This window comes from Cognatiyoonia koreensis, from assembly GCF_900109295.1.
Lineage (GTDB): Bacteria > Pseudomonadota > Alphaproteobacteria > Rhodobacterales > Rhodobacteraceae > Cognatiyoonia > Cognatiyoonia koreensis.
In genome coordinates, this window is the sequence record NZ_FOIZ01000003.1 from 1 (window position 1) to 14,896 (window position 14,896).

Annotated in this window: 21 protein-coding genes and 1 pseudogene; 20 read left to right on the forward strand and 2 right to left on the reverse strand. The window is 57.0% G+C overall.

The features are described 5' to 3' along the window. Positions 1–2: 2 nt before the first annotated feature. The 11 genes from tuf to comE all read left to right on the forward strand — a co-directional run bounded on the left by tuf (position 3) and on the right by comE (position 8,472). Complete coding sequence (gene tuf, locus BMY44_RS17355) at positions 3–1,178, forward strand: elongation factor Tu (protein WP_089997137.1); 1,176 nt, start codon at positions 3–5, stop codon at positions 1,176–1,178. Positions 1,179–1,522: 344 nt separating this feature from the next. Next, the gene (locus BMY44_RS17360) at positions 1,523–1,729 is read left to right on the forward strand and encodes a cold-shock protein (protein WP_089997243.1); all 207 of its coding nucleotides are present in this window, start codon (positions 1,523–1,525) and stop codon (positions 1,727–1,729) included. A 401-nt stretch (positions 1,730–2,130) separates the two neighbouring features. Next, positions 2,131–2,445, forward strand: a complete 315-nt coding sequence (gene rpsJ / locus BMY44_RS17365; RefSeq protein ID WP_089997330.1) for a 30S ribosomal protein S10 — start codon at positions 2,131–2,133, stop codon at positions 2,443–2,445. Between the two features lie 12 nt (positions 2,446–2,457). After that, entirely contained in the window at positions 2,458–3,306 is an 849-nt protein-coding gene (gene rplC / locus BMY44_RS17370) for a 50S ribosomal protein L3 (RefSeq protein WP_089997244.1), read from the forward strand. Further along, the gene (gene rplD, locus BMY44_RS17375; RefSeq protein WP_089997245.1) at positions 3,296–3,916 is read left to right on the forward strand and encodes a 50S ribosomal protein L4; all 621 of its coding nucleotides are present in this window, start codon (positions 3,296–3,298) and stop codon (positions 3,914–3,916) included. The genes rplC and rplD overlap by 11 nt, the downstream gene beginning before the upstream one ends. Next, complete coding sequence (locus BMY44_RS17380; protein WP_089997246.1) at positions 3,913–4,209, forward strand: 50S ribosomal protein L23; 297 nt, start codon at positions 3,913–3,915, stop codon at positions 4,207–4,209. Before rplD ends, BMY44_RS17380 begins: the two co-directional genes overlap by 4 nt. A gap of 339 nt (positions 4,210–4,548) precedes the next feature. After that, positions 4,549–5,856 carry a histidinol dehydrogenase gene (gene hisD / locus BMY44_RS17385; protein ID WP_089997247.1) on the forward strand — a complete coding sequence of 436 codons (1,308 nt, stop codon included), beginning with the start codon at positions 4,549–4,551 and terminating at the stop codon, positions 5,854–5,856. Between the two features lie 90 nt (positions 5,857–5,946). Continuing rightward, complete coding sequence (locus BMY44_RS17390; protein WP_089997248.1) at positions 5,947–6,927, forward strand: zinc-dependent alcohol dehydrogenase; 981 nt, start codon at positions 5,947–5,949, stop codon at positions 6,925–6,927. Positions 6,928–6,955: 28 nt separating this feature from the next. Then, on the forward strand, positions 6,956–7,366 hold the full coding sequence (locus BMY44_RS17395) for a universal stress protein (protein WP_089997249.1): 411 nt from the start codon (positions 6,956–6,958) through the stop codon (positions 7,364–7,366). 48 nt (positions 7,367–7,414) lie between these two features. Continuing rightward, on the forward strand, positions 7,415–7,921 hold the full coding sequence (locus tag BMY44_RS17400) for a decarboxylase (RefSeq protein WP_089997250.1): 507 nt from the start codon (positions 7,415–7,417) through the stop codon (positions 7,919–7,921). Further along, positions 7,918–8,472 carry a sulfopyruvate decarboxylase subunit beta gene (comE, locus tag BMY44_RS17405; protein WP_089997251.1) on the forward strand — a complete coding sequence of 185 codons (555 nt, stop codon included), beginning with the start codon at positions 7,918–7,920 and terminating at the stop codon, positions 8,470–8,472. Before BMY44_RS17400 ends, comE begins: the two co-directional genes overlap by 4 nt. Positions 8,473–8,516: 44 nt before the next feature. Here the strand turns inward: comE and BMY44_RS17410 are convergent, their stop codons facing one another. Beyond that, positions 8,517–8,897 (reverse strand): DUF1304 domain-containing protein, encoded by a 381-nt coding sequence (locus BMY44_RS17410; protein ID WP_089997252.1) that lies wholly within the window; start codon positions 8,895–8,897, stop codon positions 8,517–8,519. A gap of 144 nt (positions 8,898–9,041) precedes the next feature. Here BMY44_RS17410 and BMY44_RS17415 point away from each other — a divergent pair, with 144 nt between their 5' ends. Both BMY44_RS17415 and rplW read left to right on the forward strand, forming a co-directional pair. Next, the gene (locus BMY44_RS17415) at positions 9,042–9,407 is read left to right on the forward strand and encodes a SpoIIAA family protein (RefSeq protein WP_089997253.1); all 366 of its coding nucleotides are present in this window, start codon (positions 9,042–9,044) and stop codon (positions 9,405–9,407) included. 27 nt (positions 9,408–9,434) lie between these two features. After that, a pseudogene (gene rplW, locus BMY44_RS17420) lies at positions 9,435–9,635 on the forward strand (50S ribosomal protein L23); the annotation flags it as partial. 71 nt (positions 9,636–9,706) lie between these two features. On the opposite strand, the gene BMY44_RS17425 reads toward rplW, so the two are convergent. Further along, complete coding sequence (locus BMY44_RS17425; protein ID WP_089997254.1) at positions 9,707–10,009, reverse strand: DUF4156 domain-containing protein; 303 nt, start codon at positions 10,007–10,009, stop codon at positions 9,707–9,709. 267 nt (positions 10,010–10,276) lie between these two features. Between BMY44_RS17425 and BMY44_RS17430 the strand changes: the two genes are divergently transcribed. From BMY44_RS17430 to BMY44_RS17460, 7 genes are all read left to right on the forward strand, one after another. Next, positions 10,277–11,137 carry a hypothetical protein gene (locus BMY44_RS17430; RefSeq protein ID WP_089997255.1) on the forward strand — a complete coding sequence of 287 codons (861 nt, stop codon included), beginning with the start codon at positions 10,277–10,279 and terminating at the stop codon, positions 11,135–11,137. Between the two features lie 224 nt (positions 11,138–11,361). Next, positions 11,362–12,204, forward strand: coding sequence for a 50S ribosomal protein L2 (rplB, locus tag BMY44_RS17435; RefSeq protein ID WP_089997256.1), 843 nt, complete (start codon positions 11,362–11,364; stop codon positions 12,202–12,204). A 3-nt stretch (positions 12,205–12,207) separates the two neighbouring features. Further along, a complete protein-coding gene (rpsS, locus tag BMY44_RS17440; RefSeq protein ID WP_089997257.1) occupies positions 12,208–12,486 on the forward strand; it encodes a 30S ribosomal protein S19 in 279 nt (92 codons plus the stop codon). Positions 12,487–12,489: 3 nt separating this feature from the next. After that, positions 12,490–12,870 (forward strand): 50S ribosomal protein L22, encoded by a 381-nt coding sequence (gene rplV, locus BMY44_RS17445; RefSeq protein WP_089997258.1) that lies wholly within the window; start codon positions 12,490–12,492, stop codon positions 12,868–12,870. Continuing rightward, on the forward strand, positions 12,870–13,574 hold the full coding sequence (rpsC, locus tag BMY44_RS17450; protein ID WP_089997259.1) for a 30S ribosomal protein S3: 705 nt from the start codon (positions 12,870–12,872) through the stop codon (positions 13,572–13,574). The genes rplV and rpsC overlap by 1 nt, the downstream gene beginning before the upstream one ends. A gap of 12 nt (positions 13,575–13,586) precedes the next feature. Next, positions 13,587–14,000, forward strand: a complete 414-nt coding sequence (rplP, locus tag BMY44_RS17455) for a 50S ribosomal protein L16 (protein WP_089997260.1) — start codon at positions 13,587–13,589, stop codon at positions 13,998–14,000. A 530-nt stretch (positions 14,001–14,530) separates the two neighbouring features. Next, positions 14,531–14,845: a hypothetical protein gene (locus BMY44_RS17460; protein WP_089997261.1), complete on the forward strand. Its 315-nt coding sequence runs from the start codon at positions 14,531–14,533 to the stop codon at positions 14,843–14,845. Positions 14,846–14,896 lie beyond the last annotated feature (51 nt).

Sequence of the window (14,896 nt, forward strand, 5' to 3'; positions counted from 1 at the left end):
TCATGGCTAAGGCAAAGTTTGAACGTAACAAACCCCACGTTAACATTGGCACGATTGGCCACGTTGACCACGGCAAGACGACGCTGACGGCGGCGATCACGAAGTACTTCGGTGACTTCCAGGCCTATGACCAGATCGACGGCGCGCCCGAAGAGAAGGCCCGCGGCATCACGATCTCGACGGCGCACGTGGAATACGAGACAGAGTCGCGCCACTACGCGCACGTCGACTGCCCCGGCCACGCCGACTATGTGAAGAACATGATCACGGGTGCGGCGCAGATGGACGGCGCGATCCTGGTTGTGAACGCAGCCGACGGCCCGATGCCACAAACGCGCGAGCACATTCTGCTCGGCCGTCAGGTGGGCATTCCGTACATGGTTGTCTACATGAACAAGGTTGATCAGGTCGACGACGCCGAACTGCTCGAACTGGTCGAGATGGAGATCCGCGAACTGCTGTCGTCCTACGAGTATCCCGGCGACGACATCCCCGTGATCCCCGGTTCCGCGCTTGCAGCCATGGAAGGCCGCGACGAGGAAATCGGCGAGCAGTCGATCCGCAAGCTGATGGAAGCTGTCGACACGTACATCCCGACACCTGCGCGTGCGGTTGACCTGCCGTTCCTGATGCCGATCGAGGACGTGTTCTCGATCTCGGGTCGTGGTACGGTTGTGACCGGCCGTGTGGAGCGTGGCGTGATCAACGTCGGCGACGAGATCGAGATCGTGGGCATCCGCGACACCACCAAGACGACCTGCACAGGCGTCGAGATGTTCCGCAAGCTGCTGGATTCCGGCGAAGCTGGCGACAACATCGGTGCGCTGCTGCGCGGTGTTGACCGTGAAGGCGTCGAGCGTGGCCAGATTCTGTGCAAGCCGGGTTCGGTGAAGCCGCACACGAAGTTCGAGGCAGAAGCCTATATCCTGACCAAGGACGAAGGCGGCCGTCACACGCCATTCTTCGCGAACTACCGTCCGCAGTTCTACTTCCGCACGACCGACGTGACGGGCACAGTGAACCTGCCGGAAGGCACCGAGATGGTGATGCCGGGCGACAACCTGAAGTTCAACGTCGAACTGATCGCACCGATCGCGATGGAAGACGGCCTGCGGTTCGCAATCCGCGAAGGTGGGCGGACAGTCGGCGCTGGCGTTGTGTCAAAGATTATCGAGTAACTTCGCCCAGGCGAAGTTACCGGTGGGTGGCAGGGCCCTTTTCCCCCGATCAGGAAAAGGTCCCAAGAACCCACACCAACGTGATCTGGGTGCTACAACACCCACAAAACCAAACAAGGCCGTCGCAGACATGCGGCGGCCTTCTTCATTCGCCCATCGGCAGAAATCCCCGCTTTTGCAACACTAGCTGTTGCTAATTTCTGCAATACACGTCACTGCACAGGTGCGACGTTAACGCTATCTACGATATTGCTCCGAATTTTTTGGTTCAGTCTTGTGATCTTGCACTGACCGAGCTGACCTTCCGTACATGTGTGCGGATCAAATATATTTGGAGAAATCAAATGGCTAACGGCACCGTAAAATGGTTCAATGGAACAAAAGGCTTCGGCTTTATCGCACCTGATGGGGGCGGCAAGGACGTCTTCGTTCACATTTCCGCAGTCGAGCAAGCAGGCCTCACAGGTCTGGCCGATGATCAGAAAGTGACTTTCGACATCGAAGCCGGCCGCGACAACCGCGAGTCCGCAACGAACATTAAACTGGCATAACGTAACTTTCGGCCCAGCCGAAAGTTAACGGTGGGATACGGCAGGGGCTTTTTGTATCTACAAAAAGCGCCCGAGAGTGTCCCACACCCATGACATACAGAAGGCCGCCCTACACGGGGCGGCCTTTTCCAATGTTTGCACCGCCATGAACCAAGTGCATCGCAGGCCAATCAGCGCCACCCCACGTGGAAACAAGGCCCAGCATCCGGACCGCGCTGCGAAATGCGCAGTAACCTGCAAAAAAGCGTTGCATATACTCCCGACTCCCCCTAAACGCCCCCTATCCAACAGGGTGCACCCCGCGTGCGCCCTTTTCCGTTGGTATATAAAGACGCGATGAGGGGTGCCGATGAGCGGTACTCGTCCAATCCGATCTAGACCCTATGATAAAGGGTGATGACATGGCCGCACAAAGCCAAAACATCCGTATCCGCCTGAAGGCGTTTGATTACCGGGTGCTTGATGCAAGCACGCAGGAAATCGTTTCCACAGCAAAACGTACTGGGGCCTCCGTTCGCGGACCGATCCCGCTGCCCAACAAGATCGAAAAGTTCACCGTTCTGCGTGGACCACACATCGACAAGAAATCCCGCGACCAGTTCGAGATCCGCACGCACAAGCGTCTGCTCGACATCGTCGACCCGACACCACAGACCGTGGACGCGCTGATGAAGCTCGACCTGGCTGCTGGCGTTGACGTCCAGATCAGCGTGTAAGGAGGGTCACTGATGCTCCGTACAGGACTTATCGCGAAGAAAGTGGGCATGACCCGCATCTTCCAGGAAGACGGACGGCAGATCCCTGTCACTGTTCTTTCCCTCGAAAACCTGCAGGTCGTCGCACAGCGTACCGCTGACAAGGACGGTTATACCGCCGTTCAGCTGGGTGCCGGTGCCGCCAAGGCCAAGCGTACATCCAAAGCGATGCGCGGCCACTTTGCAGCTGCAAAGGTGGAACCAAAGCGCAAGGTCGCCGAATTCCGCGTTGCAGAAGAAAACATGATCAATGTCGGCGAGACGATCACGGCCAACCACTACTTCGAAGGCCAGTTCGTTGATGTGTCCGGCACATCCATCGGTAAAGGTTTTGCCGGTGCGATGAAGCGTCACAACTTTGGTGGTCTGCGTGCCACGCACGGTGTGTCCGTATCGCACCGTTCGCACGGCTCTACAGGCCAGTGTCAGGATCCGGGCAAAGTCTTCAAAGGCAAGAAAATGGCCGGTCACATGGGGTCAGCCCGTGTCACGACGCAGAACCTGCAGGTCGTCAAGACAGATGCAGACCGCGGCGTCATCATGGTCAAAGGTGCTGTTCCCGGCTCCAAGGGCGGTTGGGTCACAATCAAGGATGCGGTCAAAAAGCCGACACCCGAGAACGTGATTTATCCGGCCGGTCTGAAATCCATGGCCGAAGAAGCCGAGCGTCTGGCCGCTGAAGCCGCCGCACAGGCTGCTGCTGAAGAGGAAGCTGCCGCAAAGGCCGCAGCCGAGGCAGAACAGGCCGCCATGGAAGCTGCTGAAGCGGAAGCCGAAGCAACCGATGCCCCAGAAGAAGGAGGCGAAAACAATGAAGGCTGATGCAATCAAACTTGACGGTGGCAAGGCCGGGTCCGTGGACCTTGACGACGCCATCTTCGGTCTGGAACCACGTGTGGACATCCTGCACCGTGTTGTCCGCTGGCAGCGTAACAATGCGCAGCAAGGCACACACAAGGTCAAGACCCGTCGTGAAGTGTCCTATTCCACCAAGAAGATCTATCGCCAGAAAGGCACCGGCGGCGCTCGCCACGGCGCACGTTCTGCACCGATCTTCCGGTCCGGTGGTGTCTACAAGGGCCCGACCCCACGCAGCCACGGCCACGAGCTGACCAAGAAGTTCCGCAAACTGGGCCTGCGCCACGCGCTGTCCGCCAAAGTTGCGGCTGGTGAGCTGGTGATCATCGACAATGTCGACATCAAGGACGCAAAGACATCCGCATTGGCCAAACAGGTCAATGATCGCGGCTGGAAGCGTGCCCTGATCATCGACGGTGCCGAAGTCAACGCAGACTTCAAGCGTGCCGCGGCCAATATCTCAACTTTGGACGTGCTCCCTTCCGTGGGCGCAAACGTCTATGACATCCTGAAGTCAGACACGCTCGTGCTGACCAAAGCCGGTGTCGAAGCACTGGAGGCTCGCCTGAAATGAGCACGAAAGCCGAACTCTACGACGTGATCCGCAAGCCGATCATCACCGAAAAAGCGACAATGGCATCTGACGCCAATGCAGTCGTTTTCGAAGTGGCGATCGACGCCAACAAGCCGACCATCAAGAACGCAGTTGAAGAACTGTTTGGTGTAAAGGTCAAAGCGGTCAACACGACAATCACCAAAGGCAAGGTCAAGCGTTTCCGCGGCCAGCTTGGCACGCGCAAAAACGTCAAGAAAGCCTATGTGACGCTTATGGAAGGCAACACGATTGACGTGAGCACGGGTCTCTGATCCATCCGACATGAATTGGAAAAGGCCCTCGCATATGCGGGGGCCTTTTTCGTTTGGGGACGAACGTCTTGTGATTTCCGGCGCGGCGGTTCGCCTGGTCTATCAAACGAAATAGCGCGGCATTGGATGCAGTTCGGCGGGATAGTCTCTCCAACATATTCGGATTTCTCAAAACTGCATTATCGGGAATCGAACGGACAATGTGAGCGCTTGCAGGAATGAAATCCAAGCGCTTACGCTGGTCATCGATCCAGCATTCGGGACCTTTCCAACGCGTCCTGCAGCTGTCGCCTCTGGCGTTGCGATCCTGCCAGATATCTACCGTTAGGATTTCCGAAAATGACACGTGATTACCTTAAGAAAGCGACGCTGACCGCAAAGTCGGACGCCACGCAAGTCCACGACACCGTCAAGACCATTCTGGCCGATATCGAAGCGGGCGGCGATGCCAAGGCGATGGAATACGCAGCAAAGTTCGACCGTTACGAGGGCAATGTCCTGCTCACGGCCAAGGAAATTGAAGCCGCCATCGCGCAGGTGCCCGAAAAGCTGAAAGCGGATATCCGTTTCGCCCACGACAACGTGCGCCGTTTTGCCGAGTTGCAAAAGGGCACGACGACGGACGTCGAAATGGAAATCGCCCCGGGGTTTATCGCCGGTCAGAAAGTCATCCCCATCGACGCCGCCGGATGCTACGTGCCCGGCGGGCGCTATAGTCACATTGCCAGCGCGATCATGACGGTGACAACCGCCAAGGTCGCCGGCTGCAAGCATATCACCGCCTGTTCACCGCCGCGCCCCGATGTCGGTGTCGCCCCCGCCATTGTCTACGCGGCGCATATCTGCGGTGCGGACAAGATCCTTGCCATGGGCGGGGTGCAGGGCGTTGCGGCCATGACGTTCGGGCTTTTCGGGTTGCCCAAGGCCAATATCCTTGTCGGCCCCGGCAACCAGTTCGTGGCCGAGGCCAAGCGCATTCTGTTTGGCCGTGTCGGGATTGACATGATCGCCGGACCGACGGACAGCCTGATCCTCGCCGACAAGGACGCTGACCCGCACATCGTCGCGACCGATCTCGTGTCGCAGGCCGAACACGGGTACAACTCGCCGGTCTGGCTGGTGACGGATGATCGCACCTTGGCCGAAAAGGTCATGACGCTGGTGCCCAAACTGATCGACGATTTGCCCGAGCTGAACCGCGAAAATGCCTATGCCGCGTGGCGCGACTATGCCGAAGTCATCGTTTGCAAAGACCGAGAGGATATGGCGGCCTGTTCGGATGAATACGCGCCCGAACACCTGACGGTGCAGGCGGCGGACCTCGATTGGTGGCTCAATCGGCTGACCTGCTACGGCTCACTGTTTCTTGGTGAAGAAACAACCGTGTCCTATGGTGATAAGGCAACTGGCACGAACCATGTGCTCCCGACGTCGGGCGCGGCCAGCTATACCGGTGGTCTCAGCGTGCATAAATACATGAAAATCGTGACATGGCAGCGCGCAACCCGCGACGCCTCCAAAGCGGTGGCCGAAGCCACGGCGCGCATTTCCCGCCTCGAAGGCATGGAAGGTCACGCCCGCGCGGCTGACGTGCGTCTGGCCAAATACTTTCCCGGAGAAAACTTCGATCTGACCGCCGATGGATGACCCGGACCGTTTCATTGAACTATTGTGCCATGACGCAACCGACCTTTTAAGTTATCGGGTCCTGACGAATTTCAAGGGGTTTATCGCAGAATGAAAGCCTTGGTCTATGATGGTGTGGAACAACTGGGGTTTCGGGATGTCCCCGATCCGGTGCCTGCCGACGGCGAACACCTTGTCAAAATTCAAGCCGTGGGGATCTGCGGGTCGGACATGCATGCCTATCTGGGACATGACGCGCGCAGGCCAGCCCCGCTGATCCTCGGGCACGAGGCGGCAGGCACAATTGTAGGCGGCCCAAAGGATGGCACCCGTGTGACCGTTAATCCGCTTGTCGCATGTCAGACCTGCCCGGCATGCAAGGCGGGGCGTGAAAACCTCTGCCCCAATCGCCAGATCATCTCGATGCCGCCGCGCGAAGGTGCATTTGCCCAGTATATCAGTATGCCCTTGTCGAACCTGGTCACGGTTCCGGACGATGTGCCGCTGGCCAAAGCGGCACTGGCCGAACCCTTGGCCGTCAGCTGGCACGCCGCAAGACTTGTGTTGGAGGCGCTGCATCCCAGCATGGACAAAACCGCGCTTGTGATCGGCGGCGGAGCCATCGGTCTTGCAGCCGCACTCGCCTTGCAGGCGATGGGGGTGACGGATGTCACGATTGCGGAACCCAATGATGCCCGCCGGGCGTTTCTGATCAATACCTGCGGGCAAAGCACCGTTGCGCAGGCGCACGGGCAATGGGCCTTTGTCATTGATGCTGTCGGATATGCGGCAACCCGCGCTGCGGCCTCTGCTGCGGCGCAACCCGGTGGTGTCATTGCCCACATTGGATTGGGGCAGGATACCGGCGGGCTGGATGTGCGGCGGATGACGCTGCATGAAATCACGTTTATTGGTACATATACCTACACCGCGCAGGAATTTCGCGACACAGCACAGGCGATCTTTGACGGGCGGCTCGGGCCGCTGGACTGGACGGAAATCCGCGCGCTTGGCGACGGCCATGCGGCCTTTGAGGACCTGCATGCAGGCACCGTCGCGTCGCCGAAAATCATTCTGGATCCCTGGGCCTGACGCGCCCGCATCACACAGGAGAGAGCACATGTACAAGAATATCCTCGTCCCTATGGCCCTCGACCACGACATATCGCCCCGCACGCTCGAGATCGCGCATGCGCTTAGCGAAGACGGGGCAAAGATTACCGCGCTTCATGTCTATGAAGCACCGCAGGGCGTTGCTGCGGCCTACCTCGATGCGGACACGGTCAAGAACGCCTATGAACGGGCCAAAGCCAAGCTGCATGAAAAGACAGCAGGGATCGCTGGTTTGGATGCACAGATCGTTCAGGGACACACCTATCGCACGATCATCGACTATGCCGGAGACAAGAAGATCGACTGCATCGTGATCGGGTCGCACAAACCGGGGCTGAGTGACTATCTGCTGGGATCGACGGCCGCGCGGGTTGTGCGCCATGCGCCTTGCGCGGTTCATGTGCACCGCAGCTCCTAATCCAGAATGACGCGCATTCCCGCGCACTGATCGAAAGGCAAACCCGCTATGAACATCGACAAGAAGATCACGGACGATCTTGTCGCGAACGACATCTCCTTTGTGACCACCGTGCCCTGCAAACAGCTGGCCGGTGTGATCGAGGAAGTGGACGCGCGCGAAGAGATTTTCCACATCCCGTCCAACAAGGAAGACGAAGGGATGGGCCTTTGTGCGGGGGCGTGGATGGGGGGCAAACGGCCCGCGATCATTATGCAGAACACGGCAATCGGTGTAACGATCAACACGCTGGCGACGCTGATCCAGTATTACCGGATGCCCCTGCCGATGCTGATTTCCTATCGCGGCGAACTGCGTGAACCGGTGGCCTGTCAGGTTGAAATGGCGGTGCACACCAAGGGGCTTCTCGCGCAGATGAACATCCCGACCTATCACTTCCACCACCAAAAGGACGTGAAAGAATTCGACATGATCCTGAAATACACCTTCATGTGCAACAAGCCGGTCGCGATCCTGACCGATGCCAACTTCTGGGGAGGCTACGGCGACCAATGATCCGTTCTGAAATCCTGAAAGAAATCGCCCCGATCCTGCGTGACCACCTGGTTGTCTGCAACATCGGTATCCCCTCACAAGAACTGCACGCGATCGACGACCAGCCGACCAATTTCTACATGCTGGGCACGATGGGGCTGTCCTCGTCCATCGGGCTGGGCCTTGCGCTGGCGCAACCCAAAACCGTCATTTCGATTGATGGCGATGGGTCGGTTCTGACGAACCTCTGCACGCTGCCGACCATCGCAAACAACGTGGCCGACAACTACATCCTGATGATCATCGACAACGGGTCATACGGGTCCACCGGCGACCAGCCGACCTATACGGGCAAGAAAACCTCGCTTGCCGGGATGGCGCGTGCGGCGGGTTGCGACAACGTGGTCGAAGTGCAGGACGTCGATACCGGCAAGGCGTTGCAAGCGGCCATCGACAGCAAGAAGATGACGGTGATGGTTGTGAAATGCGACAGCGGCAACGCCAAGATGCCCGTCATCACGATGGACCCTGTCGTGATCAAGGACCGCTTCATGAAGGCGGTGCAAGCCTGACATTCCGCCGCGCATCTGTCATTGGATGCGCGGCGACACCCATCTTACACCTGATCGCGCGTGCGCCCGATCCACAGCAGGATCAGCGCGATGGCTGACGGCACGGCCTGCACAAACAGGATGCGCCCGGATACGGTCGCCGCACCAAAGACACCAGCCGCAAAGACGAACAGCAGAAAAATGGTCGCGACGTTCAACTGCCACTTGCGATCGCCGATCAGCAAGGCCCAGATCAGCCCTGCGGCCAGAAACGCATTATAAAGCCCCTGGTTCGCCGCCATCGCGACCGTGGGGGTGAACAGATCGGCTGGCAGAACGGGAAACACCTCTGGCCCGCGCGTTTCCCAGGCGAAGATTTCGAAATAGGCGATATAGACATGGATCGCGGCGATTAGCGCGACAAGGACAAGGCCGACGAAACGCATGGAAACCTCCGTGTTTGGGAAAGGCTAGGGGGTTTCGGGCAAGCTGGCAAATCAGGGTGGTCCGGTGCCAGCGAAACTTGACAAAGGTCAATCCTGCGTGCGCCGATATGCTATGGTCCGCATGATCGAAAAGGGAGTTGCCACATGCTGAAAGTCACCAAAACCGGGGCCAACCGTCTGAACATCACGCTTGAAGGGACATTGGATTCCGACAAGATGCGCACGGGGCTGGACCACATGGCAGAGCTGTCACAGGACATCAACGCCGGGCGGATGCTCTACCGGATCAAGAATTTCCACATGCCCACGCTCGGGGCGATCGGGGTTGAATTCAGCTATTTGCCCAAACTTTTCAGCCTGATAGGACGCTTCGACAAATGCGCGGTCTGCTCTGACATCAGCTGGATCCGCACCGCCGCCGAAGTCGAAGGGGCACTGATCCCCGGACTGGAGATCAAGGCATTCGGACTGAAGGAAACAGACGCGGCTGAGGCGTGGCTGGACGCTTAGGGGCAGCTTACGCTGATGGAAGGGAACGCCATCGATGTGAACCGCAAACCAACCACCAATAAAGCAGTGGAAGAGCTGTTTGGTGTGAAGGTCAAAGCGGTCAACACGACAATCACCAAAGGTAAAGTGAAGCGTTTCCGCGGTTCCCTTGGCAGCCGTAAGGACGTCAAGAAAGCCTATGTGACGCTTGAAGAAGGCAACACAATTGACGTGAGCACTGGGCTTTAAGCTGAGTGTAGCGAATTGAAAAAGGCCCTCGCTGAAAAGCGGGGGCCTTTTTCGTGCTTATGCGCTGTTTTCTAGTTCGGACAAGAATAGGCGTCGCCCTGTGCAATCGATCCATCAAGCGATGAGGTCGTATTGCTGAGTACGAAAGCATTGCCTCCTCGATTGGCCGTTTCATTGCGGAGCTTGTTAAGAGCGCTGTTTGCGTCGTCAGCTACTGTTAAGCCAAGTAGTTCAGTGCCGGAAACTGGCCCCAAGAATTGGCATTGTTCTGTCATCTGTGGTGTTACTTGCCTTACTAGCTGAGCTTCTGGCGAGATTTCGGCGCTACAGGCGGCGATTGCAATAAGTCCGGTAAATAGTATTAGTTTGCGCATCTAGTGGTCCTTCTTTTCTAGTGATATCGGAGCACAACTAATGGTGGATCACAATCTTAAATTGTATCGCCCAAGATGGGCGCGCGCCAGCCAGTCGAGGCGGACCATCGCGCGCCCGGCCCCTTCAGCCTTATTCCGTGCGGGACGGCGCAAGCAGTTAGAAGTACAGAGCTCAGGAGGTCGCAGAATTTATAATAGGAGACCCTCTTGGCAACAGGGAGCACTACTGTACTTTGGTTCATTCAATCACGCGGAAAGGAATTCTTGATGATTGATTCAATTCCAGAATGGCTGACATATCCAGCCCTTACCACGACATTTATTATGCTTATTGGTTATCTCCTTAGGGGGCCTTTGACGTCGTACTTCGCAAAATCAGTCGAACATAAATTCAATGCTCGGCTCGAAGAAACAAAGGCATCCATCCGTAAGAACGAAAGGGAGCTAGAGACTATAAACAACTTTCTTGCTGCTCGGCATAGCGACAGGCTTACTGCAATTGATGCAAAACGGTTGGAGGCGGCAGAGGAGCTACTAATAGCAACTAGAAATTTGGCCAATTTTACAATGTTCTTAGAGTTAATGAAAATACTCAAGATTGAAGAGATTTCTAAAGGAAAGGTAGATCCGGAACTACAAGAGTTCTTTGAAATGCTAATGAAAACACTGAATTTCGATGAAAACATCGCGAAATTGGGCAAGCAAGACCTAACCAAATCGCGGCTATATTTGTCAGATGCTGCACTCAATAACTATGATTGTTACAGTGGAATTGTTATTCATGCCACGATGTTTGCAAAGTCGATGAGCTTAGGCTTAAGCCCCTCGAAACTGTTGAATACTGACGCAATGAGCAAGAAGATCATTGAACTAGCACCAGTCACAAAAAGTGGCTTTGAAAAGTTTGGTGAGGGGTACGCGTTCTACTGGGCTCAATATTTCTATGACCAAGTTTTTAAGACGCTGAGGGCTGACGTGTCCGGTGAAACTGATCAAGCGAGGGATGAAGCAACTGCTGTTCAGATAACAGCTTCTTCCATAAAGGCACAGAGTGAAGCACGTCAGCTTGTAGCGGCATCAGGATTGCCAAGTGACTTTATTAGGGATGACGTAGATAAACCTGTCTAGTAGGTTAGTCGTCTACAATTTCTTTGGGGTAAAACCTCGACCAACGACATCTTGCTAATGCTCGGCCAACACCCCTTGCCACACCCCTCCAACCCTTCTATACCCCGCCCATTCCTGCAGCCTCGGATTCGTCCGGGGCTGTGTGTTTTATCGAACCGGGCACCTACGGGGGCCTCTCACATCAGGGTTCGCAAGAGCCCGCCAAGCAAACGGAAGAAGCTAACATGGCACTCAAGTCGTATAAACCGACGACGCCGGGCCAGCGTGGGCTGGTGCTGATCGACCGTTCGGAGCTTTGGAAAGGACGTCCAGTCAAGGCCCTCACAGAGGGTTTGACGAAATCGGGCGGCCGGAACAACACCGGACGGATCACCTCGCGTCGTATGGGTGGGGGCGCAAAGCGTCTTTACCGCATCGTTGATTTCAAGCGTAACAAGCTGGACATGTCCGCTGTTGTCGCACGGATCGAATATGACCCGAACCGCACTGCGTTCATCGCGTTGATCCAGTACGAAGACGGAACACAAACCTACATCCTCGCGCCGCAGCGCCTTGCCATTGGTGACAAGGTGATCGCGTCCGCAAAGGCCGACATCAAGCCCGGTAACGCAATGCCCTTCAGCGGCATGCCGATCGGCACAATCGTACACAACATCGAATTGAAGCCCGGCAAGGGTGGTCAGATCGCCCGTGCGGCTGGCACCTACGCCCAGTTCGTCGGTCGTGACGGGGGCTATGCCCAGATCCGTCTGTCATCCGGCGAATTGCGTCTGGTTCGCCAGGAATGCATGGCGACAGTCGGTGCGGTGTCCAACCCTGACAACTCCAACCAGAACTTCGGTAAAGCCGGCCGCATCCGCCACAAGGGCAAGCGTCCGTCTGTCCGCGGTGTCGCGATGAACCCGATCGACCACCCGCACGGTGGTGGTGAAGGCCGCACATCCGGTGGCCGGACACCTGTGACCCCATGGGGCAAGGACACCAAGGGTAAGCGTACCCGCAACAAGAACAAGGCGTCTCAGAAGCTGATCATCCGCGCGAGACACGCCAAGAAGAAAGGCCGTTAAGATATGGCACGTTCCGTCTGGAAAGGCCCGTTCGTCGACAGCTACGTCCTGAAAAAGGCCGAAGCCGTCCGCGAAGGCGGCCGCAACGAAGTGATCAAGATCTGGTCGCGCCGTTCCACCATCCTGCCTCAGTTCGTTGGCCTGACCTTCGGGGTCTACAACGGCAAGAAGCACATCCCTGTCAACGTCACAGAAGACATGATCGGTCAGAAGTTCGGTGAATATTCGCCAACCCGCACCTATTACGGTCACGCTGCTGATAAAAAAGCGAAGCGGAAGTAAGCCATGAGCAAGGATAAGAATCCCCGCCGCGTGGCCGACAATGAAGCAATGGCAAAACTGCGCATGCTGAAAACGTCCCCGCAAAAACTCAACCTCGTTGCTGGCCTGATCCGCGGCAAGAAAGTCGAGCAGGCATTGACCGACCTGACTTTCTCCAAAAAGCGGATCGCCGTGGATGTGAAGAAATGCCTTCAGTCCGCAATCGCCAACGCCGAGAACAACCACAACCTTGACGTCGATGAACTGGTCGTCGCAGAGGCGTATGTCGGCAAGAACCTCACCATGAAGCGTGGACGCCCACGTGCCCGTGGCCGGTTCGGCAAGATCATCAAGCCGTTCGCCGAAATCACCATCAAAGTCCGTCAGGTCGAGGAGCAAGCGTAATGGGTAATAAAGTCAATCCAATCGGCATGCGTCTTCAGGTCAACCGCACATGGGACAGCCGCTGGTACGCAGATACCAAAGACTACGGCGATCTTTTGCTGGAAGACCTGAAGATCAAGGACTTCATCAAGAAAGAGTGCAAGCAGTCTGGTGTCAGCCGCGTCATCATCGAACGTCCGCACAAGAAGTGCCGCGTCACGATCCACGCTGCCCGTCCGGGTGTGATCATCGGCAAAAAAGGCGCTGACATCGAAGGTCTGCGCAAGAAGCTGGCGAACCTCACCTCGTCCGAACTGCACCTGAACATCGTCGAAGTCCGCAAGCCGGAACTGGACGCTGCACTGGTTGCCGAAAACATCGGTCAGCAGCTCGAGCGTCGTGTCTCTTTCCGTCGCGCCATGAAGCGTGCGGTTCAGAACTCGATGCGTATGGGTGCCCTTGGCATCCGTGTGAACCTCGCCGGCCGTCTTGGCGGTGCCGAGATCGCGCGGACCGAATGGTATCGTGAAGGCCGCGTGCCTTTGCACACGCTGCGTGCCGACATCGACTATGCGCATTATGAGGCGATGACGCCTTACGGGATCATCGGCATCAAGGTGTTCATCTACAAAGGTGACATCATGGAGCACGACCCATCCGCGCACGACCGTAAACATGCCGAGCTGCAAGAGGGTGCTATCCCTCGTGGCGCTGGCCGTCGCTAAGGAAAAAGTGAAATGCTACAACCAAAGCGTACAAAACACCGCAAGCTGCACAAAGGCCGGATCCGTGGCGAAGCAAAGGGCGGGTCTGACCTGAACTTTGGCACCTACGGTCTGAAAGCGATCGAGCCGGAGCGTATCACTGCGCGCCAGATCGAAGCTGCCCGTCGTGCCATGACCCGTCAGATGAAACGTCAGGGCCGCGTCTGGATCCGTATTTTCCCGGACACGCCTGTCACCTCCAAACCCGTCGAAGTGCGTATGGGTAAGGGTAAAGGTTCCATCGACTTCTGGGCATGCAAGGTCAAACCCGGCCGGATCATGTTCGAAATCGACGGCGTCTCCGAAGACATCGCCCGCGAGGCCCTGCGCCTTGCCGCGATGAAGCTGCCGATCAAGACACGGACCGTGGTTCGCGAAGACTGGTAAGCCGAACGTCGGTTTGAGAAATGAAAACCCCCGTCGCGAAAGCGGCGGGGGTTTTTCGTGAGAATGTCCGCTTTGCGGATCGCCGTTCATTGCTTTGAAGCGCAACGAGACGCTTTGTGCCGCAAACCAAGAAGGGTGGCGCTCAGCTCGCTTGGGTGAGGCTGGCGCACGTCTTAGGCGACGGGCGCAGAGCACATTCGAAAGCGGAATTGGTTTGCAACAGCCCAGACGGGACCGCCACGTTATGACTGGCCAAGCGAACCTGTGACGCTGGCTACCGTTTTGGTCTTATCGTCGCGGTCGACTTTGCCGCTTGCTTCGAGGGAAGTGCTGCCGCCCTTGTCCACATCACGTTATACCACCACCGGCGAGGCGGAAACCATTACCCCGGTTCAGCGCATGGTGCCTGCCCATGCCGCATAGCGCAAACCACTTTCCGATGGCGCAGGGAAGGGCACCCGCGGTCATGAGGCAGAAAGTAACAGAACTGCGACTTGCCAGATCACATATACCCTATGTAGGTATACCGTATGGTTTTCGTCCGTATCCTAATGGTCGTCGTATTGACGCTGTCCGCTTCGCTCTCCAGCGCGATGTCCGCAGGACACACGCCTGTTGCAGACCATCAACACGCGAGTGTTGAGGTGATGGCAGATGAGCAACCCATGTGCTGTCAGGACGGAATGGACCGCGCGCAGACCTGTCATGCTCTGTCGGCACTTCTTCCGGCTTCGGAATTGAGCGACGCCGCGCCCGCAAAGGGCAAGGACCTGTTCTGCACATCCGGCGTGCTTTTGACCGGTTTTGAACCATCCGGCCCTTTGGATCCGCCCCGCCCGGTGTGATGCCCGCTGTGCCTGTCCGTGGTGCAGCGCAGACCAGCAATCACATCAACG

Bases quoted from the DNA above. Each gene is read 5' to 3' on its own strand.
- rplP (WP_089997260.1), top strand. From the start codon at position 13,587: ATGCTACAACCAAAGCGTACAAAACACCGCAAGCTGCACAAAGGCCGG.
- BMY44_RS17400 (WP_089997250.1), top strand. From the start codon at position 7,415: ATGAACATCGACAAGAAGATCACGGACGATCTTGTCGCGAACGACATC.
- rplB (WP_089997256.1), top strand. From the start codon at position 11,362: ATGGCACTCAAGTCGTATAAACCGACGACGCCGGGCCAGCGTGGGCTG.
- rpsS (WP_089997257.1), top strand. From the start codon at position 12,208: ATGGCACGTTCCGTCTGGAAAGGCCCGTTCGTCGACAGCTACGTCCTG.
- comE (WP_089997251.1), top strand. From the start codon at position 7,918: ATGATCCGTTCTGAAATCCTGAAAGAAATCGCCCCGATCCTGCGTGAC.
- BMY44_RS17460 (WP_089997261.1), top strand. From the start codon at position 14,531: ATGGTTTTCGTCCGTATCCTAATGGTCGTCGTATTGACGCTGTCCGCT.
- rplV (WP_089997258.1), top strand. From the start codon at position 12,490: ATGAGCAAGGATAAGAATCCCCGCCGCGTGGCCGACAATGAAGCAATG.
- BMY44_RS17390 (WP_089997248.1), top strand. From the start codon at position 5,947: ATGAAAGCCTTGGTCTATGATGGTGTGGAACAACTGGGGTTTCGGGAT.
- BMY44_RS17360 (WP_089997243.1), top strand. From the start codon at position 1,523: ATGGCTAACGGCACCGTAAAATGGTTCAATGGAACAAAAGGCTTCGGC.
- BMY44_RS17415 (WP_089997253.1), top strand. From the start codon at position 9,042: ATGCTGAAAGTCACCAAAACCGGGGCCAACCGTCTGAACATCACGCTT.
- BMY44_RS17425 (WP_089997254.1), bottom strand. From the start codon at position 10,009: ATGCGCAAACTAATACTATTTACCGGACTTATTGCAATCGCCGCCTGT.
- BMY44_RS17395 (WP_089997249.1), top strand. From the start codon at position 6,956: ATGTACAAGAATATCCTCGTCCCTATGGCCCTCGACCACGACATATCG.
- rpsJ (WP_089997330.1), top strand. From the start codon at position 2,131: ATGGCCGCACAAAGCCAAAACATCCGTATCCGCCTGAAGGCGTTTGAT.
- tuf (WP_089997137.1), top strand. From the start codon at position 3: ATGGCTAAGGCAAAGTTTGAACGTAACAAACCCCACGTTAACATTGGC.
- rplD (WP_089997245.1), top strand. From the start codon at position 3,296: ATGAAGGCTGATGCAATCAAACTTGACGGTGGCAAGGCCGGGTCCGTG.
- rplC (WP_089997244.1), top strand. From the start codon at position 2,458: ATGCTCCGTACAGGACTTATCGCGAAGAAAGTGGGCATGACCCGCATC.
- BMY44_RS17380 (WP_089997246.1), top strand. From the start codon at position 3,913: ATGAGCACGAAAGCCGAACTCTACGACGTGATCCGCAAGCCGATCATC.
- BMY44_RS17410 (WP_089997252.1), bottom strand. From the start codon at position 8,897: ATGCGTTTCGTCGGCCTTGTCCTTGTCGCGCTAATCGCCGCGATCCAT.
- rpsC (WP_089997259.1), top strand. From the start codon at position 12,870: ATGGGTAATAAAGTCAATCCAATCGGCATGCGTCTTCAGGTCAACCGC.
- hisD (WP_089997247.1), top strand. From the start codon at position 4,549: ATGACACGTGATTACCTTAAGAAAGCGACGCTGACCGCAAAGTCGGAC.
- BMY44_RS17430 (WP_089997255.1), top strand. From the start codon at position 10,277: ATGATTGATTCAATTCCAGAATGGCTGACATATCCAGCCCTTACCACG.